Genomic DNA, 24,517 nt, shown 5'->3' with positions numbered 1-24,517 from the left:
AAACATTCAACTAGCGTTGTTTGCACATGCAACTAGCGTTGTTTGCACATGCAACTAGCGTTGGAGTGCCTCTCTGTGATGTGGCTTAGATATTACTAATTGCACAGTGCTAATGGTTCTTTCTAGAAAACCGCCTTCGCAGTATTTTAAATAGTAAATCCACATCCGCATGAAACGTTCATCGTAACCGTCGTTTAGTAACGCTTCTTTGGCGCTAATAAAAGCCTCGTACCAATGATTTAGTGTTTGGGCGTAATCTAAGCCGATATCATGTAAATCTCTAATCATCATGTCGCTATAGCGCTTTAAATGCGCGTTTAACTGATATTGTGAGGGCAAAAATCCACCCGGGAAGATGTATTTTTGAATGAAGTCCACACTGCTGGCGTAACTTTCGTAACGTCTATCATCAATGGTGATGGATTGTAGCAACATTAGCCCATCGTCTTTCAACAACGATGAACACTTCTCAAAAAAGTTACCTAAGTAATCTTTTCCTACAGCTTCAATCATTTCTATTGAAACCAGCTTGTCGTATTTACCTTCTAACAGGCGATAGTCTCTTTTCAGCAAAGTGACTTTGTCAGACACCTGTGCGCGCTCAATCCACTGCTCTGCCCAAGCATATTGCTCTTCAGAGATAGTTGTGGTGGTCACATTACAACCATAATGCTTGGCAGCATACACCGCCAAACCACCCCAACCAGTACCAATTTCTAAAAGATGGTCACTTTCGGTTAACTGAAGCTTGTCACAAATTGTTTTAAGTTTGTGATTTTGTGCCTCTTCCAAACTGGCATTAACGTCAGGATAAATTGCCGATGAATACATCATGGTGTTATCAAGAAAGCGAGTGTAAAGCTTATTACCTAAATCGTAATGGGCTTCAATATTTTTCTTGGCTTGATCTTGTGTGTTGCGGCGGGCAAAGTGCTGAATTTTCAAAATAGGCATGGAAATCCATTTAAACTTATTCTCCCATGCATCAAGGGTCGATAGATTACGCGCAAAAATTTGCACCACTGCCGTAACATTATCGCTTTCCCACAGGCCATCCATATAGGCTTCGCCCGCTCCCACGCTGCCGCCCAACAATAGCTGGCGATACGCTTTTACGTCTTTGAAGTTAATAGTTGCGTGCAAATCGTCGTTGGGGTTACCCAATGAGGCAATCGTGCTACCATTTTCCATAATGGTAAGTGAGCCATGTGGAAGTTTCTCTAAACACTTTAAAAATGCGCGCCTACAAACCTTGTCTAGAAGAGACGCTTCTGAAGGGGTACTAAATACAGATTCACCGGAAGACATGTAGTTATTATTCCTGACTTTTCTTAGGGTGGTCATAAAGTGGCGTTCGTTTTATGAGTAACTTTAACGCCTGCCAATATATGCCAATCATTGTTTTAATGGTCATACTAGGTATACGTTTCATAACCCGACTTAGATTCGCATTATCTAATGAAAGCCGTGTTAAATTAATTCCTGCACTGAATTCTTTGTCGCCTCGAACACAGTCCATCACCAATGCGAGGCGTTGGCTAGGTTGCGTTATTCGCCATTTGTACGTCATGTCCATTGGATTAAACGGCGATACATGAAACGCTTTTGGTGTATCTGCTTGCAATGCTAAATCGACCAAATAATAATGCCGCTCATTCCAAGGGGTATTACTGACTTCTGCCAATACATGGGTAAAGGCATTGTCTTTGCCCTTTAAGTAATAAAAATTAACAGGGCTGAAATACATTCCCCACATACGAAGCTGCCCAAGCATGTATACATCACCGCTTAAGGTATCCTCACTTAAACTGTTCATTTTTTCTAGTACGCTTTGGTCTAATGGCGTGTTGCTATCACCTAAGTAGTCTTCACGTTTAAAGCGCACTCTTGCTTTAGCATCAACCGAAAAGTGTTTAAGTACAGCTGGCAAGGCATCAACTTCGCTTAACTTTATCCAGAACAAATAGATATGATAGTCGAACTTATGTTGGGTAGGTGAAAAGCGCTCGTGATACACCTTTCCTTCATAAATAGCACTATCCATCAAAGGTTAACTCCAAATCGCTCGCATACATCTAATGCGCTATGTACGCCGTCTTCATGAAAGCCGTTATACCAGTAGGCGCCACAGAAATGCAGATTATCAACACCGCATATTTGGTTTCGGCGCTGTTGGGCATTCACCATAACTTCACTGAATTGAGGGTGCGCATATTCATATCTACCCAACACCGCGCTTTTATCAATTTCATCCGTGTTATTAAGGGTGACGCAGTAGGTATTCGCAGCGTCTAATCGCTGAAGAATATTCATGTCATAAGTCACCGAGGCCGGTCTTTCTTCTTCGCCAGCATCGTCTTTTAATCGATAATTCCAACTCGCCCATGCAAGCTTTCGTTTTGGAAGTTGGTTTGTATCTTTATGCATAACAACGTCGTTTTCAGCAAAGCCAATGGCACCTAACACAGCTTGCTGAGCTTCGGTAGGGGTGTCTAGCATGGCAAGCGCTTGGTCGCTATGGCAGGCAAAAATAACATCATCAAATTCAGCTTGGGCGCCAGATGTGTCAGTAACCTGCCACATATCGTCCACTTTCTTAACATTCGTGACACCACACGATAGCTTTATTTTGTCTTTAAAGCTGGCTGTTAATGGGGGAATGTAAGTGCTAGAGCCGCCTTTAATGGTGTACCACTGTGGCCTGTCACTTATATTCAATAAGCCATGGTTGTTGAAAAATTGCAGAAAGAAGGTTAGTGGGAACTGCCTAGTTTGAGCGAGGCTTGCAGACCAGATGGCAGCGCACATGGGCAAGATATAGTAGCGAGCAAAGTCATCGCTTAGCTTTAGCTCGTTAATAACATCTTGAAGTGTCATTGAAGACGTATCGCGCTTTTCGGCAACAAAAGCCTTGCAGGCTTTGTTGAATTTAAGAATATCGCGCACAATACGCCAAAACCTCGGGCGCAGTATATTCCGGCGCTGTGCAAAGAGGCTATTTATCGTATTGCCATTGTACTCAATATTGGCCTTTTTACTGGTAACAGAAAAGCTCATCTCGGTAGGTTGATATGCTACATCAAGCTGTTTCATCAGCTTTATAAATCTAGGGTAGGTCCAATCATTAAATACTATGAAGCCGGTATCGATATGTCGTTCAATGCCATCATCGTTAATCTTTTTTGTGGCAGTGTGCCCGCCAATGTAATCATTGGCCTCATAAACTGTTATATCAGCCGTTTTATTTAACAAATACCCACAAGTCAGGCCTGAAATACCTGTCCCAATAATCGCTACATTTTTTGTCATTGTTATTGTGCTCTACTGCTTTTCTCGCATCGATAGCGATAGTTTCTTTTGTAATCCTACAGGTAAAATATGCATAAAACGCAGTATAAAGCCAAACATGCGGGGGAAAAAAACGGTTTGCTTGTCGGTTTCAATGCCTTTAAGCATAGACTCCGCCGCTTCGGTGGCCGTAATTTTCATTGGCATATCAAAATCATTTTTGTCGGTCAGCGGGGTTTCAACAAAACCTGGCGATACCGCTTGAACTTTTATACCGCGGTCGTGTAAATCTACCTCTAAACTTTTTGTAAAATAGTGAAGGGCTGCTTTACTTGCCCCGTAAGCTTGCGATCGGGTAAACGGGAGAAGGCGAGCCATACTATCTACGATGACTAGCTTATCCCCTTTATTTAAAGAAGGAATGAGTGCCTCAACACAGTGAACTACTCCAAAAAAGTTAGGTTCGAAAACTCGCCTAAACATATCGGACTCAAATTCATCAATATCGACATATTCACAGGTGCCGGCATTTAAAATGGCAATGTCGCACTTCACGTTTCGTAGCGCCTGTTTCGCATCTTCAAGAGAAGTCACATCAAATTGAAGCGGCCTAATATTTGGCTTTGACGCTAGTTCATCTAAAACATCTTGATTTCTGCCACAAGCAATAACCTCGTAGCCATTATCTGCGGCATGAAGTGCTAACGCTTTGCCAATTCCAGAGGTTGCACCGGTAATGAGTAATGTCTTCATTTCGCTAACCTCTTTTTAATCTTCTTAACAAAGAACCCGAGCAAAGGAATGTGTTCGTAAACCATTTCCCCTAAATCATAAAAATCTTTGTGATAAACAATAATGTCATCCTTTACCGTTAGTTGGGTATTCCCATCTACGGTAATTAACTTATCGCTTTGCTTGAGTTTGAGGTTCATCGTCCAGTTAACAATGTGAGTGACGCTGTTGCTACTCACTGGCGCTATCATTGATATATCAAACTGACATCGTTCTGCTTGTTCGAGTAAGTTTGCAAAATACTTTTGAACATCATCAAGGCCGTGGTGGGTAGTGATAGGATCAACAAATGTCACATTGGAAGCATAAATGTTTGCTAAATCATCAAGGGTGATTTGGCATATATCGGCGTACATGGTTGAAAATCTATCTAATACAGTCATCACTTCTTCACTTTTTAAAATACTTAAAGAAATATAAAACAGCTATATAACTTGTTGTTACTAATGCCAATACTGCGTGGAAGCTTGTTTATGAGTACCACTTGAAAGTACTATACACGCTATTTTGATCATCGTTCTATTATTCGAAGCGTAACCAAGTAGGTTAACGTTTTCTTAATATAGTCATTTTACAAATAAAGCGGCGCGTCGGATCATTACCCTTAGACTAAAGTGTGAAATTTTTTCCCTAGCGATCCAATTTGTTCACAGTGGCGTAATTGCTTATGACTAAAAGAGTTAAGAGTTTATGAGTAAGACACCCATTCCACTATTTCCGTTATCTGCCCATTTGCTTCCAGAAGGACGCATGGCGTTACGCATTTTCGAGCCTAGATACACACGCATGGTTAAGCAGGCATGCGCTGAAAACAAAGGGTTTGTGATGTGTATGCTTAACGCATCTGGCGACAAATCGCATAACGAGCATATTTATCCGATTGGTACCTACGCCAAGGTTGTTGACTTCGATTTACTTGATGACGGCTTGCTTGGCATAAAGGTTGCTGGATTAGAGTTAGTTGAGGTAACTGATATAGCAGTTGAATCAGATGGGTTACGTACAGGTCATTGTCATTCTGTAGCGCCTTGGAACTGCGAAATATCACCTCAGCAATTAGCGCCTATAAATGAGCGTTTGAAAGAGATTTTTGCGAAGTATACGGAGATAGCATCACTTTATGAAGAAACCCGGTTTGACGACCCAATGTGGGTGTTAAGACGGTGGCTTGAATTGTTACCTGTCGATGGTGGGCAAAAGCAGCAGTTTCTAAGAGAGGGTGGTGGTAAGAGCTTACTTAACTATCTGTATGCATTAATTCGGTAAAACGAATTAAAAGATAATTTCTTAAATTCCATTAAACAATTGTAATGTGGAATTGACGATTTTTTCGAACTTCTTTCATCGTTTGTTTGTAAAATACAGTAATCGAATCGGATAAACGGACGAAACCTTATGTTAGTTGGAATTCCTTTAGAACAAAGTAAGAGTACGATTAAACCGAAAGAATGCGCGGTTGAGATGTCAGATTACCTAGTAGAGGTTGCTCAAAAGCGTTGTAAAGCATCTTTTGCACGGGTTTTTAATTATTTCGCTCCAAGACTTCGCTCATACGCTTTAAAGCAAATGGGTAACGAAGCACTTGCTATGGAGTTAGTACAAGACACCATGTCGAACGTGTGGCAGAAAGCCCATTTGTTTAATGCAGAAAAAGGTTCGCCTTCTACGTGGATTTTCACTATTGCTCGAAACATTCGTTTTGATATGCTTCGTAAGCTTCAAAACCGAAAAGAAGACGTGTGTTCTGATGACCTATGGCCAGTACTATGCGAACAAACCGCTGACTTGAACGAAGCACCGCTTGATGAACAAGTTACGTTAGAGCAAATAGGTTATTTGTTTGAATCACTTCCTGTTAAACAGAAAGCAGTGATTGAAGCCATTTATATTGATGGTAAATCTCAGCAAGAAGTCGCTGATGAGTTAGATATCCCGCTAGGTACAGTTAAGTCGAGAACCCGCTTAGCACTTCAAAGATTAAAAGGTATGTTACAGAGTAATGATTAGGTTCCACCCAAGTGCTCAACAACTCGTTTCATTCGTTGACGGAAATTTGTCCCCAGCGGTCTCGCTGATGGTTTCTGCACATTGTGATATGTGCAGTACGTGTCAGCGATTTGTGGAACAAGAAACTGAGCGCCTAGCTGGTTCGTTATTAGAAGATAATGGTTTTAAGCCAGTTGACCTTAAGGCCGATTACAGCGCAATGATTGCGCAAATTACCCAATCACCTTCATCTGTTGAAGCCGATACCGGTACACAACAGAAACAATCGCCCAGAAAGCAGAACACAAACACAGAAGTCAGCATTGCTGTTAATGATTCTATTGAGCTTGATGGCAGAAATTTTGCCCTGCCACGAACACTTCAGCGGTATAAAGAAAAGACAGGTGGTTGGTCTAGCTTGGTAGGTAAGCTGTGGCAAGCACCAGTAGATTTAGGTAGCCAAGGTGTAGCTAACTTTATTTACATGGGCAAAGGTGGAAGTGTTCCTGAACATACTCACCGAGGCACTGAATATACGTTAGTCATTAACGGCGAATTCAGTGACGGGCTCAATAACTACGACTCTGGCGATTTTATTTTTATGGATGGGCAAAATACCCACACACCACGTTCTGACAATGCTCAAGGCTGCTTGGTTTTTACTATCGTCGACCAGCCCTTACATTTTACTTCTGGTATAGCGCGCCTTCTCAATCCATTTAGCCATCTTTTCTTTCGCTAACCTTTCGTAACAGTATCTTTTGTAGTTTTTCTTAGTAAAAGCTTAAAAATAAATTCAAAAAAAAGCGCAGTTCGTTGTGAACTGCGCTTTTTTGATCCAGCTATCAGCATTATTAGCTAATAAAGTCACTTTCAGGAAAGTTTAACTTTAATGTTTTCATTGCGTTTCCACGCAAATCATCTAACCCTAGTTGTTCGTAACTAGATACCATAATTTCAAGCGCTTGCTGAATTTGCGTGCTTTCAGGGAAGTGCTCAATAACATATCTACCACGATTAGCTGCTGCAACATAAGCGTGTCTGCGCATGTAGAAGCGAGCAATAGCTATTTCGTATCGTGCGAGTCTATCTTTAATATGAAGCATGCGCTTGCGAGCGTCTGCAGCATATTTGCTGTCAGGGTATTGCTGCATTAAGCGTCTGAAATCTTCAAAGGCTTGACGAGATTTCGAAGGATCTCGGTCAGTCCTATCAATGTTCATCAAATCTTGAAACAGGTTACTGTCAGACTCCATGTTGGTAAGGCCGCGCATATAGTAGGCATAGTCAACATCTGAGTGGTTTGGATTAAGACGAATAAACCTATCGATAGTGGCCAACGTCTCATCACTTTTACCAGATTTGTAGTAACTGTAGATAAGGTCTAATTGTACTTGGTGCGAAAGCGGACCAAATGGATAGCGAGAGTCTAATGCGCCTAATGTCTGGGCTGCAGCACTGAAGTTACCCACTTCCATACTTTGCTTGGCTCTGTTATATAGCTGTTGCGCACCCATATTAGCCATTACGGCTTTTTCTTCTTCGTCGGAGGAGCTACTACAGCCTGCGACAGATACCATTGCACCTAATAACACAGGTGCCAGTAATCGAATTGATTTCATAATAGTTCTTTTTTCCTGCTAAACAGTATTGATTACTTCGCTGTCTAAGCTCATGTTCTCGTATTCTAACGTACTCGCGATGATAAAAACCATACAAATTCGTAAACAACGCAGTGTACCGATTGAAAGCTTGTTATAATACCCTTTTTACACTTAATAATCGGTGTTATGACACAGTCGGACAACACATTACAATTAGAAGCAACCACAGGGGCTGAGCACTTTAGTCTTCGGTTAGATCAGGTTTTAGCTGATTTGTTCCCTGAATATTCACGTTCTAAGCTAAAAACTTGGATCCAAGGCGGAAATGTGTCCGTTGATGGACAGGTTATCACAGTACCACGCCATAAAATGCAAATGGATGAGGTGGTGACTGTTAGCGCTGAAATAGAAGTGCAGGTCACTAGCCAACCGCAAGACATTGCGCTGGATATTGTTTATGAAGATGAACATATCTTAGTGATTAATAAACCTGCTGACTTAGTGGTTCATCCTGGCGCGGGCAACCCAAGTGGCACCGTACTTAACGCATTACTTAATCATGTTCCTGAAATTGATAAAGTGCCGCGAGCAGGTATCGTGCACCGTTTAGATAAAGATACAACGGGCTTGATGGTAGTAGCGAAAACAATACCTGCGCAAACCCACCTTGTAGATCAGCTTCAAACCCGAGTGATGAGCCGCGAGTATGAAGCCGTTGCTATGGGTACCATGGTAGCTGGTGGTGTGGTGGATGAGCCTATTGGCCGTCATGCAACTAAGCGTACACACATGGCCGTGCGTGAAAACGGTAAACCTGCAGTGACTCATTTTCGTGTCATTGAGAAGTTTCGTGCGTATACGCATTTGCGCTTAAAGCTAGAAACGGGCCGGACTCACCAAATTCGTGTGCATATGGCCCATATCAAGCATCCGTTGCTAGGCGATCCTACCTATAGTGGTAGACCACGCTTACCAAAAGGTGCATCTGATGACTTTATCAACACCTTGCGTGGTTTCCAGCGCCAAGCTTTACACGCAGCTCAGCTTTCTTTATATCATCCTGAAACGGAAGAGTGGATGACATGGCAAGCGCCTCTACCGCAAGATATGCAAGATTTATTAGCGGCGGTACGCCTAGACTCTAAAGAAAACCCAGAAGATATGATTTAATCAGTGCAACCGGAATGTCTGAATCACTAATATTAGCTACTGCGCAGCGGAATTCGGTATGATAACGCCTCAATGGAATAGCCCTAAAAACGTGGTGGCTTTCACTACCACCCGTGATGGCAGTGGCTGTAACAATGAGGGCGTTGCTACCAGCCGTGGGGAGTTTGCCCAGTGTAATGTTGGAGACCACGTAGGTGATGACAAGGAAGCCGTGGCGATAAATCGCGCTAGGTTGCCTTACGCCAAAGCTATAACGTGGTTAAATCAGGTTCACGGTAATCATGTTATTACGTTGCCTTCTACCCAGACAGAAGGCGATGCAGCTTTTACCACAAGTACTTCGCATTTTTGTGCAGTCATGACGGCCGACTGCGTACCTGTCCTTATTTGTGATAATGCGGGTAAGGAAGTGGCTGCCGTGCATGCCGGATGGAAGGGGCTTGAGTCTGCAATTATTAGCCGCACAGTAAACCACTTTTCAAGCCAAGCTTCAGATTTAATGGCTTGGATTGGACCCGCTATTTGTCAGCAATGCTATGAAGTAGACGCGTCGTTAGCGCAACGCTTTGCGGATTATCCATCAGCAATATGCCAAAGTGATATACCCACTAAGTTTCAATTGGATTTACCCGCCATTGCTGCTCAGCAGTTGGCATCGCTCGATGTTGGTACTATTATCAATAGTCAGCTTTGCACCTATTGCAACGAAAAACAGTTTTATTCTCACCGCAGAGCCACCCACCAAGGCAAGACGTCTACCGGTCGAATGGTAAGTGTAATAGGTTTGCGCTAAATCAAAGGTTTACGAAACTTTAATCGTTTCTCTTGAATCTCATTCAATAAGCTCCCATAACTAATGCATAGGGTATTTTGACATTATTAGGGTTTAGCCATGCGATTAGACAGATTCACCAATAAGTTCCAACTTGCCATTTCGGATGCTCAATCTTTAGCGCTAGGGCGCGATCATCAATATATTGAACCTGTACATTTAATGACGGCTTTGCTGAATCAGCAAGGCGGCTCGGTGCGCCCCGTACTCGACCAAGCTAATGTAAATGTGAATGCGCTGCGCTCGGCGTTAAGTGAAGCGGTTGACCGTATTGCTAGCGTAGATGGCATTGGCGGAGATGTGCAGCTAAGTAAACAAAGTGGCATTTTGCTTAACCTTTGCGACAAAATCGCTCAGCAGCGTAAAGATGAATATATTACTTCTGAAATTTTCGTGCTTGCCGCTATTCAAGATAACGGTCGGTTAGGCGAAATTTTAAAGCAGCTTAACATTACCAAAGATAACGTAGAAAACGCTATCGATTCCATGCGAGGCGGGCAAACTGTAAACGATCCTAATGCAGAAGACGTGCGCCAAGCATTGGAAAAATTCACCACCGATTTAACCGAGCGCGCAGAACAAGGCAAGTTAGACCCTGTTATCGGTCGCGACGATGAAATCCGTCGTGCAGTGCAGGTTTTGCAACGTAGAACTAAAAATAACCCCGTGTTAATCGGTGAGCCTGGGGTAGGTAAAACCGCCATTGTTGAAGGCTTAGCCCAGCGTATTATCAACGGTGAAGTACCAGAGGGCCTTAAGAATAAACGGGTACTTTCCCTTGATATGGGGGCGCTGGTGGCGGGCGCAAAATATCGCGGAGAATTTGAAGAACGCCTTAAAGCTGTACTCAATGAATTGGCTAAAGAAGAAGGCCGCGTTATTTTATTTGTCGACGAACTGCACACTATGGTTGGTGCCGGAAAGGGCGACGGTGCTATGGATGCGGGGAATATGTTAAAACCCGCGCTGGCCCGAGGTGAATTGCACTGTGTGGGCGCCACAACCCTTGATGAATACCGCCAATATATTGAAAAAGATGCAGCCCTTGAACGCCGATTCCAAAAAGTCTTGGTTGATGAACCGAGTGTAGAAGACACTATTGCTATATTACGTGGGTTGAAAGAGCGTTATGAGCTGCATCACTCGGTAGATATTACTGACCCCGCCATTGTCGCAGCGGCCAGTTTATCTCACCGATATATCAGCGATAGGCAACTTCCTGATAAAGCTATTGATTTGATTGATGAAGCAGCGTCGAGTATTCGCATTCAAATTGATTCAAAGCCTGAAGATATGGACAGGTTAGAGCGCCGTATTATTCAATTGAAATTAGAAGAGCAAGCGCTTGCCAAAGAAACCGATGATGCCAGTCATAAACGATTAGAAATGATTGAGTTAGAGCGTGAGCAAGCTGAAACTAAATATAATGACTTTGAAAAAGTATGGCTTGATGAAAAAGAAGCCATGCAAGGTACGCAGACTATTAAGTCGTCGCTAGAGCAAGCGAAACTCGATTTAGAAATTGCGCGAAGAGCGTCTGACTTAAATCGTATGTCGGAGCTACAATACGGTAGAATTCCTGAGTTAGAAGCTAAGCTTGAACGGGCCTCTGAAAATGAAACCCGAGAAACTAAGCTGGTGAAAAACAAAGTTACCGATGTTGAAATTGCCGATGTATTGTCCCGTTGGACGGGAATTCCAGTGGCCAAAATGCTGGAAGGCGAGCGTGACAAACTACTTAAGATGGAAGATGTACTACATAAGCGCGTAGTAGGGCAGGGTGAAGCGGTTGAGGCTGTGTCTAACGCAATCAGGCGCTCTCGTGCTGGTCTTGCGGATCCTAATCGTCCTATTGGCTCCTTTCTGTTCTTAGGTCCAACAGGGGTTGGGAAAACTGAGTTATGTAAAGCATTGGCCGGTTTCATGTTCGACACTGAAGATGCCATGGTGCGTATTGATATGTCGGAATTTATGGAACGTCACTCTGTGGCCCGTTTAGTTGGAGCGCCTCCTGGTTATGTTGGGTATGAAGAAGGCGGCTATTTAACTGAAGCGGTGCGCAGAAAGCCTTATTCAGTTATTTTGCTCGACGAAGTAGAAAAAGCACACCCTGATGTTTTTAATATCTTACTACAGGTATTAGACGACGGTCGCTTAACCGATGGGCAAGGTCGCACAGTTGATTTCAAAAACACCGTAGTGATCATGACATCCAACTTAGGCTCTGACATTATTCAAACGCAACATGAAGAAAGTCAGTACGAAGAAATGAAAGCGTCAGTAATGTCGGTGGTAGGGCAGCATTTCCGCCCTGAGTTTATCAACCGAGTTGATGACATTGTGGTATTCCACCCACTTGGCAAAGACGAAATTAAATCAATCGCCAAAATTCAACTGGCAGCACTGCGTGCTAGATTAGTAGAAAAAGGCTACAAGCTTAATTTATCTGGCGCAGCTATGGATAAACTTGCTGATGCTGGCTTCGATCCTGTATACGGTGCACGGCCACTTAAACGGGCGATTCAGGTTCATATAGAAAATCCACTCGCACAAAAGTTACTTTCAGGTGATTTGGTGCCAGATTCTGTTATAAGAATAGATGTAGATAATGAAAAGCTAGTGATTTCAAATCAGTGATTAATTAGCTATGCCGCGAAAATGAACGTGTAGATAAAACAAAGCCACACATCTTGGTAGATAGTGTGGCTTTTTTATATATAAAGTAAAAGAGTTAACGAGGGTAATTAAAGACTATCGAGCAGGCTTTGTGCTTCAGGGCGCTTAAAGAAAGGCCGTTCCACATTTACCGCAAACGTTAGCTCTTCTTTTGCTTCTTCGATTCTGCCTAACTTCGCCAATGTATAACCAAGGTGATAGCGAATGTTAGGATCGTTGGCATCTCGGGCAAAGGCGTCGCGCAACATTTTAAGGCTGGTTTCATATTGTCCTTGTTGTGCTTTCAACCAGCCAAATGTATCAAGAATTTTAGAAGATGATGGGTCGAGTTCATAAGCTCTGGTAATAGACCTTTCTGCGTTTTCAATACTTTCCGCGCTTCCTAATCCCATTTCCATTGCCATAATGGCTAGCCTATTGTAAGCCTGTGCAGGGCTTGGTGTTTCGGGTATTCGAACTAGCTCATTGTATAAGGTTGTTGATTCCTCAAAATCACGAATGAAATAGAGATATTGAGCAAGCAAGCTTTTGGCCAGAAGGTTATTTGGGTTTTGCTTGATAATCGCCTCTGACTCTTCAATGAATGTGTCTACATAGCGTTCATTTAGGGCGTAGTTGTAAATAGCTATTAGCGGCGGAGCGAAATTACTATCTAGCTTAAGGGCTTGTTGATAAGCATCAAGGGCTTGGTCATCACGATTTTCAGCGGCCAATGCTCTACCTTTCACTAACCAATAATTGGCATTACCCTGTTGTGCTGCCGCGATAGAAGCAAGTAGGGCATTTGCGTCGTTAACTTTTTCTAGCTGCAATAGAAGCCGTACGTGAGCGAGGGCTATAATTGAAGAATTTGGTTCAGCTAATTGTGCCTTTTGTATTGCAGCCAAGGCTCTATCTTCTTCGTTTATTGACAATAATTGTTCACTCAAACGAAGTAACCTAGAAGCGTCTTGCGCAATAAAGTTCTCAACAATATTTAGCGTTTTTCTTGCGGCATCATAATCTTTTAACGCAACTAACAACCCGGCTTTAGTGAGAAGGTAATCAGGATTGTCGAATTCATCTTTAATTAGCCTATCTAAATGATATAAAGCGCTTTTACTATCACCTTCACGTTGGTAAATAGCTACCAACCGTTCCTTGGCTGCTACGTTTTGAGGTGTTAGCGTAAGTATATCAAGGTAAATTTGCTTTGCTTCTTGTGCCCTGCCAAGGCGAGTCAAGTTGTGCGCTTTGAGTAGTAATGTTTCGTTATGTTTTGGTGATAGTGTAAGTAACTCTTCAACGAGTTGTGACGATGTTTCTATATTACCCAACCGGCTTTCCGTAGCAGCCAAATTGAACTTTGCCGGAAACAATGCTGGGCTAATTGCCAACGCTTTTTCAATCTTGCTTTTCGCCTCGGCTAACTGGCCTTGACGAATAAGAATACCTGCTTGCAAATTATAAACTTCAGCATCCTCAGGGAATTTATCGGCAAGTAGCTCCGCACTGCGAAGTGCTTTGTCGTAACGTGCAGCTTGAAGGTTCATTAATGCGTAGGTAAAAAGATAAGAAGGGCTGTCTTTGTAGTTAGAAAAATTTTGTTCAAGGATCGTCAAGGCTTTTTCTTGCTGGCCTCTTGCTGCCATTAATCTAATTTTAAATAACTGTAACTTACTTTCCGACGGGTAACGTTTTTCTAATTGCTGCAACAACCTTTCAGCTTTAAAGGCTTTATTCTGCTTAATAAACAAATCGCCTAAAATTAGCGCCGAGTCTGGATTCTCCAGCAATACTTCTTGATAACGTTCTAACAAAAGTAGGGCTTGCTTGCCTTGTTGAGTAGAGAGATAAACCTGAGACAGCATCATTACCGCTTGAATGTCATCAGGTTCCTTTTGTAGGTAGCTTGTGAAGTCTTTTGCTGCCTTTTCCATATTGTTATTGAAGAAGTTTGTAAGTCCACTTATGTATAGCAACATGGGCTGAGAGGCAATTATTTCAGGATCTAGCTGGCTCATAAATTCATTGAGCTGAAGTAGTTGCTCGTTATCGATAGCCGTCTCGGTATCACGGCTTTGCAACCAGCTATTTAATAAAATGGCAAGAGGGTCGTTGGGGGTATCTTCTATAATTTCATCTACAAATAACTTCGCTTGGTTATAGTCTTTTGCCTGTAGATAAAGATCAACAAGATTCCTAAGTGCAATAGGATCTTCTCGATTAAATGACAATGCGGTTTGCAGATATTCAGTAGCCGCTTTGGTATTTCCCTCGCGATAGGCTAACTGCCCTTTTAAGCGCCAGGTGATGGCATTTTCATTTTCTATATTCTCGGCGTCTTTAATAAGCTTGCGGGCCAGCGATAAATTATCTTTCTGAAGTGCAATAGAAGCTAGCCCATTAATAGCGGGAACATAGCGAGGGGTATCGGATAGTATATCTGAATAATCAGATTCAGCACATGCTAAGTCATCCAATCGTATACATGCAGTGGCACGAATTTGCAGCCAGGCTCGGTTGCTTTCTTTCGTAAGTTTACTGGTTTGATTGAAGTTTACGATGTCTGTGTATTTGTTAAGAAAGAGCCAAGTATTTCCCAATGGTTCCGCGAGCAAGTTTATATCTGCTCCCATCTCTATTGCCTCTACGAACTCAAGTTCTGCTGCATTTAAATACCCGTTAATGAGAAGTATTTTTCCCATCAGAATTTTGGCTGCTAAGTTCTCAGGATCTTTTTTTAAGCTATTTTTCAGGTGAATGTAGGTTTCGTTATACTTATCTGCGTTAAATGCAGTAAGTGCTTTTTCATAATCCTCTGAAGTTGTAGCATGAGCTGTGCTTAAAAAACTTCCGGCGAATGCCGAAGCCAATATTGCCGAGGCTAATGTAGAACGCCATATACGAGAACGTCCAGTTCCTAAATTCATTATTAATTTATCCTGCTAACTGCCATAAAAAAAGGTGGCCAAAGCCACCTTCTAAAGATACGTGTTTTTTTATTATTTTGAAACTATTACGCAGCGCGATTTCTACGCCATACAAGAATAGCAAAACTCATTAGCATCAAGCCAAAAACGCCAGGTTCATGAACTTCAGCAACTGGCGGTGGCGTGCCTTCGGTAAAATCAATAGAAGTAATTTTAAATCCATCATTGTACATTGATGCACCATCAACAGCGCCAAACACGGTGTTATAGGCGCCAACTAACCAATACTTAGCCGAGTTAACGAGTTCAAGCTCACCAGTGGTATAGCTGTAAGACCCCGTTTTAGTAATATTAAATGAACTTGAAACTGCACCAGCAATAATTTCAGACCAAGTACTTGATGCACCTTCGAGTAAGCCTAGCTGACTGTTATTCAATGCAGCAATTGAAACCTGTTGGTCAGAGCCATTATTGTTTGCCCATCCAAAGTCAATGCTATCGAGTGTCACATCTGAATCAAATGAGAATAAGACGAAATCAAAATCAGCGTATGCAATTCCAGCGCTTGAGTTTTCGCCATTCCAATAATAGTTATCAATAGAGTGGTCAGGGCTCGTTGATCCTTCACCATCTTGATTCAAAACACCATAGCCGTAAAAGCTAGATACCTCGTAAGGCGAAGCGGTTTTTACGATGTTATCAAAGTCTTCAGGGTCTGAACTGTTACCTGTATCAGACCAGCCCGTCAGCGTAATATTAACACCACCAATCGTTACCCCAGTAGAAGAGGTTACTACAGACTCATCAAAATCAGTTAGATCGTAATAGCCTTCAGCAAGAGAGCTATCGACAGGGGACGATGTACCGCTATCTCTGTCCCCGCGACTACCGCCTGCAAAAACGGGTGCGCTTAATGTTGATAAAACCGTTAAAGATATTAAAATTTTACGTAAATACGGCATGGCTATACTTCCACTTTTAAACTAAACTTCTCTATTAAGTGGATCTAAGCATTATTCATGCCACATCTTTAAGTTGCTGTTTTTTATATTTTTATTTTTCGCTTGCCCTTTGGCAGTAAAAATAACTGACAGATAAGACCTTCCGAGTGTAGTCTAAAGTAGCACTTTCTACGTAGAGCGCTGCGTGTTTTTTCTACGCCAAGCGACAACGAATACACCGGCAAGTAATAAGCCTAGTGTTGTTGGCTCACTGACTTCAGTTGACGGCGCTGGTGGGCTCTCATTCGCGATAGAAAATCCAACGCTTGAAAGTTTAAATGCATCATTGCCAACATAACCGCCAATATTTCCAAAAACGGTATTGTAAGCTCCGATTAACCAATATTGGGATGTGTCAGAGATTTCGAAATCTGCACGATGCTCTACATAATCACAATTTTCAATATCATATGATGCTGTAGTTAGTGCATCCGCAACAATGTCGTTCCAAGTCTGACTACCTGAGGTTAAGCCTGAAATAGAGTCTAGTGCGGCGACCGACACTTGGGAGTCGCTGTTGCTGTAAATCCATGAAAAGCTTGCCCCTGAAACGGTAACAGCTTGGTCGAATGATAACAAAACGAAATCAAAGTCTGTCACGTTTCCGTTTACTTTATTCACATTGTCTATCGCGTGGTCGGGGTTGTAGTACGTTTCCCAATCATCATTGGTTACGCCATACCCATAGTAATCAGATATCTTTTCTAACTTCGCATCTACAACGATGTCATCTTTATTGCCGTACGTGTCGGACCAAGCCGAGACAGAGATATTTACGCCGCCTACTGTTATATTACTGTTGAAAGGATCCGTACCTGATTGAACGCCGTCGTCTACGAGATCATAGATATTTTCGCCCAACGCTGATTCACATAAATCCGTATTAGATGAACCGCTATTTGAACTGCATCCTGAGTAGTCTGAATTATGCCATTTGCTCGAACCTGCTTCAGCATTTGAAAGTGGCAATAAGGTTAAACCAATAAAGCCCGCGGTAAGTATTGATACATTAAGTAAACGCATTTTAACTAAACCTTCCTTAATTTTATAAAGGTGTAGTTCGTACGATATTTAACTCTTTTATAGATAGAGTAGATTTCGTGAACTTCAACATGATTAATGGATAATAACTGAACAGACGATGTGCTTAAGTATATAAGCTTATACCTAGTTATTTTGGTCTGCTTTTTCTTGCGTGGTGAATGTTATCTATGCGTCAGCTATGAACTATGAAATAATTAACGCAGTAATTTATGTATATATGAGGACTTATGTCTGAACAAAAGCGAAAAGGGATTTATCTTCTTCCCAATCTATTGACCACTGCTGGGCTATTTTCAGGCTTCTTCGCAGTAGTGTCTTCAATGACAGGAAGATTCGAAGCAGCAGCCGTAGCTATATTTGTTGCTATGGTTTTTGATGGATTAGATGGTCGAGTTGCGCGTATGACAAATACGCAAAGCGATTTTGGTGCTGAATATGACTCGATGGCCGATATGGTGTCATTCGGTATGGCGCCCGCATTGGTGGCATACAACTGGGGCTTAACTGAACTCGGTAAGTTCGGTTGGTTAGCTGCCTTTGTTTATGTGGCAGGTGCCGCTTTACGTTTAGCACGATTTAATACACAGGTTGGTATTGCCGATAAACGTTTCTTCCAAGGTTTGGCAAGCCCGGCTGCAGCAGCGGTAGTTGCTGGCTTAGTATGGGTAGGCGTTGAATATGATGCTGTAGGTACAGACTACGGAATTATAGTTGCATTAGTGACTGGTTTCGCTGGCTTACTAATGGTAAGTAACTTCAAATACAATTCATTCAAGGAATTGAACTGGCATGGGAAGGTTCCCTTCGTAGGGCTGCTTATTGTGCTACTTATATTTGTAGTGGTTGCAACAGAGCCTGCTTTAGTACTGTTTATTGTATTTTCTCTTTATGCACTAGCGGGCCCGATTAATACTTTCAGGACCGTTGATAAAGTCACATTGAACGACGTGGTAGGTGAACAAGAAGAAGATGCAGACTTTAATGCCGATGCTAATAGTGCTAATGATACTGTTGACAGTAGCGAAGGGAAGCAAGACGAAGAGTCATCTAATAAAGTGTAAAAACACGCCGCCTTTCGAAAACGAAACGCGTAGAATGCGCATCCGCTTCGAAGAGAAGCGCTCATCGAAAAGGCAACGGCCGTTCGGGTGAGGTGAGGAAGTCTAAGCAACTATATGTAGTGTTAGTCCTCCTTGCGCAAAAACAGAATGCTTCGCATTATGATTTTTGCACGATAGTTCTTTAACAATTTATAACAAGACAATCTGTGTGGGCACTCATTAAGAGTGTCACACAACGACGATTCATATTCGATATATTTATTTAATTGAAGAGTATTTAATTGAAGAGTTTGATCATGGCTCAGATTGAACGCTGGCGGCAGGCCTAACACATGCAAGTCGAACGGAAACATGTCTAGCTTGCTAGATGATGTCGAGTGGCGGACGGGTGAGTAATGCTTGGGAACTTGCCTTTGCGAGGGGGATAACAGTTGGAAACGACTGCTAATACCGCATAATGTCTTCGGACCAAACGGGGCTTCGGCTCCGGCGCAAAGAGAGGCCCAAGTGAGATTAGCTAGTTGGTGAGGTAAAGGCTCACCAAGGCAACGATCTCTAGCTGTTCTGAGAGGAAGATCAGCCACACTGGGACTGAGACACGGCCCAGACTCCTACGGGAGGCAGCAGTGGGGAATATTGCACAATGGGGGAAACCCTGATGCAGCCATGCCGCGTGTGTGAAGAAGGCCTTCGGGTTGTAAAGCACTTTCAGTTGTGAGGAAAAGTTAGTAGTTAATACCTGCTAGCCGTGACGTTAACAACAGAAGAAGCACCGGCTAACTCCGTGCCAGCAGCCGCGGTAATACGGAGGGTGCGAGCGTTAATCGGAATTACTGGGCGTAAAGCGCACGCAGGCGGTTTGTTAAGCTAGATGTGAAAGCCCCGGGCTCAACCTGGGACGGTCATTTAGAACTGGCAGACTAGAGTCTTGGAGAGGGGAGTGGAATTCCAGGTGTAGCGGTGAAATGCGTAGATATCTGGAGGAACATCAGTGGCGAAGGCGACTCCCTGGCCAAAGACTGACGCTCATGTGCGAAAGTGTGGGTAGCGAACAGGATTAGATACCCTGGTAGTCCACACCGTAAACGCTGTCTACTAGCTGTTTGTGACTTTAAGTCGTGAGTAGCGAAGCTAACGCGATAAGTAGACCGCCTGGGGAGTACGGCCGCAAGGTTAAAACTCAAATGAATTGACGGGGGCCCGCACAAGCGGTGGAGCATGTGGTTTAATTCGATGCAACGCGAAGAACCTTACCTACACTTGACATGTTGAGAAGTTACCAGAGATGGTTTCGTGCCTTCGGGAACTCAAACACAGGTGCTGCATGGCTGTCGTCAGCTCGTGTCGTGAGATGTTGGGTTAAGTCCCGCAACGAGCGCAACCCTTGTCCTTAGTTGCCAGCATTCAGTTGGGCACTCTAAGGAGACTGCCGGTGACAAACCGGAGGAAGGTGGGGACGACGTCAAGTCATCATGGCCCTTACGTGTAGGGCTACACACGTGCTACAATGGCATATACAGAGGGATGCGAGACAGTGATGTGGAGCGGACCCCTTAAAGTATGTCGTAGTCCGGATTGGAGTCTGCAACTCGACTCCATGAAGTCGGAATCGCTAGTAATCGCAGGTCAGAATACTGCGGTGAATACGTTCCCGGGCCTTGTACACACCGCCCGTCACACCATGGGAGTGGGATGCAAAAGAAGTAGTTAGTTTAACCTTCGGGAGAACGATTACCACTTTGTGTTTCATGACTGGGGTGAAGTCGTAACAAGGTAACCCTAGGGGAACCTGGGGTTGGATCACCTCCTTACCAACATGTCGATGGTGACATTGTTAGTGTAGTGCCTACACAGATTGTTTTGTTATTAAATGAAGAACGACACGAAGTTTTTTGTAGTTATACAGAAAATGGGGCTATAGCTCAGCTGGGAGAGCGCCTGCCTTGCACGCAGGAGGTCAGCAGTTCGATCCTGCTTAGCTCCACCACTACAGGCTTGTAGCTCAGCTGGTTAGAGCGCACCCCTGATAAGGGTGAGGTCGGCAGTTCAAGTCTGCCCAAGCCTACCATTTACCTTCACTTGCTTTGCAAGTGGTCGTAAAAAATCCGCTTAACCGGAAGCGGAGCTTCCTGACGGTTTTTCTACTCGCTAAAGTTAGCGGTAGTTATGAATCAACTTAGAAAGCTTGTTTTTGTGTCATGTTGGACCATGAATCCTAATGAATTTTTACTCGAATGAGTAAGCATTGATTAGGGTTTTTTACTCTAAGGAAGAAAGTAATGCTTTTAGCATGAAATATCCAACGTTCTTTAACAATTTGGAAAGCTGATATTTAATTAGTAAATCAATCAAACGAAAGACGTACTTACTACTCTACTTGACTTGAATTGCTTGTTATCAATCTTAATTTGATAGCAAGGCAATTTCACGATTAGCTTGTCATGCATACAACTGAGTTAGATCTCATCCAGTCCTGATTTCAAAAGGCGGGAGAGCTCTTCGCTCAATCATTGTTTTAATATCACTTCGGTGTGTATTAGCGCAATGGGCGAGGTAACAGTTTCTAGTCGACTAAATCGACGCGTAAGCGAAGGCACATACTTTTAGTATGTAACTGAGCGAACGAGGAAAATTTAGGAAGAATAGGAAGTGTTAACGAAGGCCATTGACTAAGCGTATACGGTGGATGCCTTGGCAGTTAGAGGCGATGAAGGACGTGTAAGTCTGCGAAAAGCTGTGGTGAGCCGACAAAATGCATTTGAGCCACAGATGTCCGAATGGGGAAACCCACCTATTTATAGGTATCGTTACATGAATATATAGTGTAACGAGGCGAACGAGGGGAACTGAAACATCTAAGTACCCTTAGGAAAAGAAATCAACCGAGATTCCCCTAGTAGCGGCGAGCGAACGGGGATTAGCCCTTAAGCAATTATGAACGTAGTGGAAGCCTCTGGGAAGTGGCGCGATACAAGGTGATAGCCCTGTACACGAAGTGTTTGTTTTTGTGAAATCGAGTAGGTCGGGACACGTGTTATCTTGACTGAATATGGGGGGACCATCCTCCAAGGCTAAATACTCCTAACTGACCGATAGTGAACCAGTACCGTGAGGGAAAGGCGAAAAGAACCCCTGTGAGGGGAGTGAAATAGAACCTGAAACCGTATACGTACAAGCAGTGGGAGCCCCATCACTAAGTGCCTTTAGTGATGTGACTCACAAAGTGCAACCGTTTGATAAGCGCGTAACGTTGACCTGCGAAGCAGCCAACGGTAAACCGCCAAAAATCAAGCAGGGTGCTTAGTGATGGGGTGACTGCGTACCTTTTGTATAATGGGTCAGCGACTTATATTTAGTAGCAAGGTTAAGCGAATAGCGGAGCCGTAGCGAAAGCGAGTGTTAACTGCGCGTTTAGTTGCTAGGTATAGACCCGAAACCCGGTGATCTAGCCATGGGCAGGTTGAAGGTTGAGTAACATCAACTGGAGGACCGAACCCACTAACGTTGAAAAGTTAGGGGATGACTTGTGGCTGGGGGTGAAAGGCCAATCAAACCGGGAGATAGCTGGTTCTCCCCGAAATCTATTTAGGTAGAGCCTCGGACGAATTCCATTGGGGGTAGAGCACTGTTAAGGCTAGGGGGTCATCCCGACTTACCAACCCTTTGCAAACTCCGAATACCAATGAGAACTATCCGGGAGACACACGGCGGGTGCTAACGTCCGTCGTGAAGAGGGAAACAACCCAGACCGCCAGCTAAGGTCCCAAAATATTGCTAAGTGGGAAACGATGTGGGAAGGCATAGACAGCTAGGAGGTTGGCTTAGAAGCAGCCACCCTTTAAAGAAAGCGTAATAGCTCACTAGTCGAGTCGGCCTGCGCGGAAGATGTAACGGGGCTAAGCAATATACCGAAGCTGCGGATACGTGTTTACACGTATGGTAGGGGAGCGTTGTGTAAGTGGATGAAGGTGGATTGAGAAGTCTGCTGGACATATCACAAGTGCGAATGCTGACATGAGTAACGATAATGGGAGTGAAAAACTCCCACGCCGGAAGACCAAGGTTTCCTGTCCCATGCTAATCAGGGCAGGGTAAGTCGGCCCCTAAGGCGAGGCAGAAATGCGTAGTCGATGGGAAACGGATTAATATTTCCGTACTTATATAATCAGTGATGGAGGGACGGAGAAGGCTAAGCAAGCTTGGCGTTGGTTGTCCAAGTGAAAGCAAGTAGGCCGAGTGTTTAGGTAAATCCGGACGCTTAAAGCTGAGATGCGAGACGAGCTACTACGGTAGTGAAGTTGTTGATGCCCTGCTTCCAGGAAAAGCTTCTAAACTTATGATTATATAAACCGTACCCCAAACCGACACAGGTGGTCAGGTAGAGAATACTAAGGCGCTTGAGAGAACTCGGGTGAAGGAACTCGGCAAAATTGTACCGTAACTTCGGGAGAAGGTACGCCCTTGTTTGTGATAGGACTTGCTCCTTGAGCAGATGAGGGCCGCAGTGACCAGGTGGCTGGGACTGTTTATTAAAAACACAGCACTCTGCTAACTCGCAAGAGGACGTATAGGGTGTGACACCTGCCCGGTGCCGGAAGGTTAATTGATGGGGTTATCTTCGGAGAAGCTCTTGATCGAAGCCCCGGTAAACGGCGGCCGTAACTATAACGGTCCTAAGGTAGCGAAATTCCTTGTCGGGTAAGTTCCGACCTGCACGAATGGTGTAACCATGGCCACGCTGTCTCCACCCGAGACTCAGTGAAATTGAAATCGCAGTGAAGATGCTGTGTACCCGCACCTAGACGGAAAGACCCCGTGAACCTTTACTACAGCTTGGCACTGAACATTGAACCTACATGTGTAGGATAGGTGGGAGGCTTCGAAGCACAGTCGCTAGATTGTGTGGAGCCGTCCTTGAAATACCACCCTTGTATGTTTGATGTTCTAACATTGGTCCCTTATCGGGATTATGGACAGTGTCTGGTGGGTAGTTTGACTGGGGCGGTCTCCTCCCAAATAGTAACGGAGGAGCACGAAGGTTAGCTAATCACGGTCGGACATCGTGAGGTTAGTGCAATGGCATAAGCTAGCTTAACTGCGAGACAGACACGTCGAGCAGGTACGAAAGTAGGTCATAGTGATCCGGTGGTTCTGTATGGAAGGGCCATCGCTCAACGGATAAAAGGTACTCCGGGGATAACAGGCTGATACCGCCCAAGAGTTCATATCGACGGCGGTGTTTGGCACCTCGATGTCGGCTCATCACATCCTGGGGCTGAAGTCGGTCCCAAGGGTATGGCTGTTCGCCATTTAAAGTGGTACGCGAGCTGGGTTTAGAACGTCGTGAGACAGTTCGGTCCCTATCTGGTGTGGGCGTTGGATGATTGATGGGAGCTGCTCCTAGTACGAGAGGACCGGAGTGGACGAACCGCTGGTGTTCGGGTTGTCATGCCAATGGCATTGCCCGGTAGCTACGTTCGGAACGGATAACCGCTGAAAGCATCTAAGCGGGAAGCCGGCCCAAAGATGAGTCATCCCTGACTTTTAAAGTCCGGAAGGGTTGTTATAGACGATGACGTTGATAGGCAGGATGTGGAAGCGTTGTAAGGCGTTAAGCTAACCTGTACTAATTGCCCGAGAGGCGCTTTATATCTTGAGTGTTGTAAGACAAAGCTGATTAAAGCAACGAGAGTAGTAGTACTCAGTGCTCAAAAGATTGATTACGTGAATATCAGAATTCCTAAATTGTTAATTATTAAAGTAATATGGACTAAATAAGTCGGTATTACGCAAACTAACGTTTGCAAAAGTTTTTGCCTTGGCAGCCATAGCGATACGGTACCACCTGATCCCATTCCGAACTCAGAAGTGAAACGTATTAGCGGCGATGGTAGTGTGGGGTTTCCCCATGTGAGAGTAGCACACTGCCAAGCGTTTCCCCATGTGAGAGTAGCACACTGCCAAGCTCCCATTCGAAGAAAGCCCTTATCGTATGATAAGGGCTTTTTTTATGTCTAATAGAAAATAATATTAGCAGTTACGCCGTAGTAAAAAACTGAGCGTACTGCAGGTCCTCCTTGCGCGCTCATTCCAAAAAAGCATCATGATTCTGCACCCAGTGGTATATGAGCCACCGAACTCTGAAGTGAAA

Annotated in this window: 16 protein-coding genes, 2 tRNA genes and 3 rRNA genes; 12 read left to right on the top strand and 9 right to left on the bottom strand. The window is 43.8% G+C overall.

All coding sequences use genetic code 11. The features are described from left to right. Nucleotides 1-54: 54 nt before the first annotated feature. The 5 genes from AV939_RS13035 to AV939_RS13015 are packed head-to-tail and all read right to left on the bottom strand — an operon-like array spanning nt 55 to nt 4,463. A complete protein-coding gene (locus tag AV939_RS13035; protein WP_057790721.1) occupies nt 55-1,308 on the bottom strand; it encodes an SAM-dependent methyltransferase in 1,254 nt (417 codons plus the stop codon). A 7-nt stretch (nt 1,309-1,315) separates the two neighbouring features. Beyond that, nucleotides 1,316-2,044 (bottom strand): DUF1365 domain-containing protein, encoded by a 729-nt coding sequence (locus AV939_RS13030; RefSeq protein ID WP_057790723.1) that lies wholly within the window; start codon nt 2,042-2,044, stop codon nt 1,316-1,318. Further along, nucleotides 2,044-3,309: an NAD(P)/FAD-dependent oxidoreductase gene (locus AV939_RS13025; RefSeq protein WP_057790725.1), complete on the bottom strand. Its 1,266-nt coding sequence runs from the start codon at nt 3,307-3,309 to the stop codon at nt 2,044-2,046. The genes AV939_RS13030 and AV939_RS13025 overlap by 1 nt, the downstream gene beginning before the upstream one ends. Nucleotides 3,310-3,321: 12 nt before the next feature. Continuing rightward, the gene (locus tag AV939_RS13020) at nt 3,322-4,041 is read right to left on the bottom strand and encodes an SDR family NAD(P)-dependent oxidoreductase (RefSeq protein WP_057790728.1); all 720 of its coding nucleotides are present in this window, start codon (nt 4,039-4,041) and stop codon (nt 3,322-3,324) included. Next, nucleotides 4,038-4,463, bottom strand: coding sequence for a nuclear transport factor 2 family protein (locus tag AV939_RS13015; protein ID WP_057790730.1), 426 nt, complete (start codon nt 4,461-4,463; stop codon nt 4,038-4,040). Before AV939_RS13015 ends, AV939_RS13020 begins: the two co-directional genes overlap by 4 nt. Nucleotides 4,464-4,770: 307 nt before the next feature. Between AV939_RS13015 and AV939_RS13010 the strand changes: the two genes are divergently transcribed. The 3 genes from AV939_RS13010 to AV939_RS13000 all read left to right on the top strand — a co-directional run bounded on the left by AV939_RS13010 (nt 4,771) and on the right by AV939_RS13000 (nt 6,808). Next, complete coding sequence (locus AV939_RS13010; RefSeq protein WP_057790732.1) at nt 4,771-5,346, top strand: LON peptidase substrate-binding domain-containing protein; 576 nt, start codon at nt 4,771-4,773, stop codon at nt 5,344-5,346. A 129-nt stretch (nt 5,347-5,475) separates the two neighbouring features. Continuing rightward, on the top strand, nt 5,476-6,087 hold the full coding sequence (locus AV939_RS13005; RefSeq protein WP_013783380.1) for a sigma-70 family RNA polymerase sigma factor: 612 nt from the start codon (nt 5,476-5,478) through the stop codon (nt 6,085-6,087). Beyond that, nucleotides 6,080-6,808 (top strand): ChrR family anti-sigma-E factor, encoded by a 729-nt coding sequence (locus AV939_RS13000; protein WP_057790734.1) that lies wholly within the window; start codon nt 6,080-6,082, stop codon nt 6,806-6,808. The genes AV939_RS13005 and AV939_RS13000 overlap by 8 nt, the downstream gene beginning before the upstream one ends. A 112-nt stretch (nt 6,809-6,920) precedes the next feature. Here AV939_RS13000 and AV939_RS12995 read toward each other — a convergent pair whose 3' ends face one another. Next, nucleotides 6,921-7,688, bottom strand: a complete 768-nt coding sequence (locus tag AV939_RS12995) for an outer membrane protein assembly factor BamD (protein WP_013783382.1) — start codon at nt 7,686-7,688, stop codon at nt 6,921-6,923. A gap of 168 nt (nt 7,689-7,856) precedes the next feature. Between AV939_RS12995 and rluD the strand changes: the two genes are divergently transcribed. The 3 genes from rluD to clpB all read left to right on the top strand — a co-directional run bounded on the left by rluD (nt 7,857) and on the right by clpB (nt 12,309). Further along, a complete protein-coding gene (gene rluD, locus AV939_RS12990) occupies nt 7,857-8,840 on the top strand; it encodes a 23S rRNA pseudouridine(1911/1915/1917) synthase RluD (RefSeq protein WP_057790736.1) in 984 nt (327 codons plus the stop codon). Between the two features lie 58 nt (nt 8,841-8,898). After that, nucleotides 8,899-9,633: a peptidoglycan editing factor PgeF gene (pgeF, locus tag AV939_RS12985; protein ID WP_057790738.1), complete on the top strand. Its 735-nt coding sequence runs from the start codon at nt 8,899-8,901 to the stop codon at nt 9,631-9,633. Nucleotides 9,634-9,732: 99 nt separating this feature from the next. Continuing rightward, nucleotides 9,733-12,309, top strand: coding sequence for an ATP-dependent chaperone ClpB (gene clpB / locus AV939_RS12980; protein ID WP_057790740.1), 2,577 nt, complete (start codon nt 9,733-9,735; stop codon nt 12,307-12,309). A gap of 107 nt (nt 12,310-12,416) precedes the next feature. Here clpB and prsT read toward each other — a convergent pair whose 3' ends face one another. The 3 genes from prsT to xdp1 (AV939_RS12965) form a co-directional block, all read right to left on the bottom strand. Beyond that, entirely contained in the window at nt 12,417-15,260 is a 2,844-nt protein-coding gene (gene prsT, locus AV939_RS12975) for an XrtA/PEP-CTERM system TPR-repeat protein PrsT (protein WP_061997802.1), read from the bottom strand. 86 nt (nt 15,261-15,346) lie between these two features. After that, nucleotides 15,347-16,222, bottom strand: a complete 876-nt coding sequence (gene xdp1 / locus AV939_RS12970; protein WP_057790745.1) for an exosortase-dependent surface protein XDP1 — start codon at nt 16,220-16,222, stop codon at nt 15,347-15,349. A 168-nt stretch (nt 16,223-16,390) separates the two neighbouring features. Beyond that, entirely contained in the window at nt 16,391-17,284 is an 894-nt protein-coding gene (gene xdp1 / locus AV939_RS12965) for an exosortase-dependent surface protein XDP1 (protein WP_061997801.1), read from the bottom strand. Between the two features lie 248 nt (nt 17,285-17,532). Here xdp1 (AV939_RS12965) and pssA point away from each other — a divergent pair, with 248 nt between their 5' ends. The 6 genes from pssA (at nt 17,533) to rrf (ending at nt 24,299) form a co-directional block, all read left to right on the top strand. Continuing rightward, on the top strand, nt 17,533-18,366 hold the full coding sequence (gene pssA / locus AV939_RS12960) for a CDP-diacylglycerol--serine O-phosphatidyltransferase (protein ID WP_057790750.1): 834 nt from the start codon (nt 17,533-17,535) through the stop codon (nt 18,364-18,366). Between the two features lie 278 nt (nt 18,367-18,644). After that, nucleotides 18,645-20,177: ribosomal RNA gene (locus tag AV939_RS12955) — 16S ribosomal RNA — on the top strand. Nucleotides 20,178-20,277: 100 nt separating this feature from the next. Next, nucleotides 20,278-20,353 (top strand) — tRNA-Ala (locus AV939_RS12950). Nucleotides 20,354-20,357: 4 nt separating this feature from the next. Then, nucleotides 20,358-20,434: transfer RNA gene (locus AV939_RS12945), tRNA-Ile, on the top strand. 591 nt (nt 20,435-21,025) lie between these two features. Beyond that, nucleotides 21,026-24,015 (top strand): 23S ribosomal RNA (locus AV939_RS12940). Nucleotides 24,016-24,183: 168 nt separating this feature from the next. Beyond that, nucleotides 24,184-24,299 (top strand): 5S ribosomal RNA (gene rrf, locus AV939_RS12935). The 16S, 23S and 5S rRNA genes sit together here with 2 tRNA genes alongside, the layout of an rRNA operon. Nucleotides 24,300-24,517 lie beyond the last annotated feature (218 nt).

It is taken from the genome of Alteromonas sp. Mac1, assembly GCF_001562125.1.
Taxonomy (GTDB): Bacteria; Pseudomonadota; Gammaproteobacteria; order Enterobacterales; family Alteromonadaceae; genus Alteromonas; species Alteromonas stellipolaris.
The sequence above is the reverse complement of the archived record's forward strand: the minus strand, read 5'-3'. Positions and strand labels throughout refer to the sequence as shown.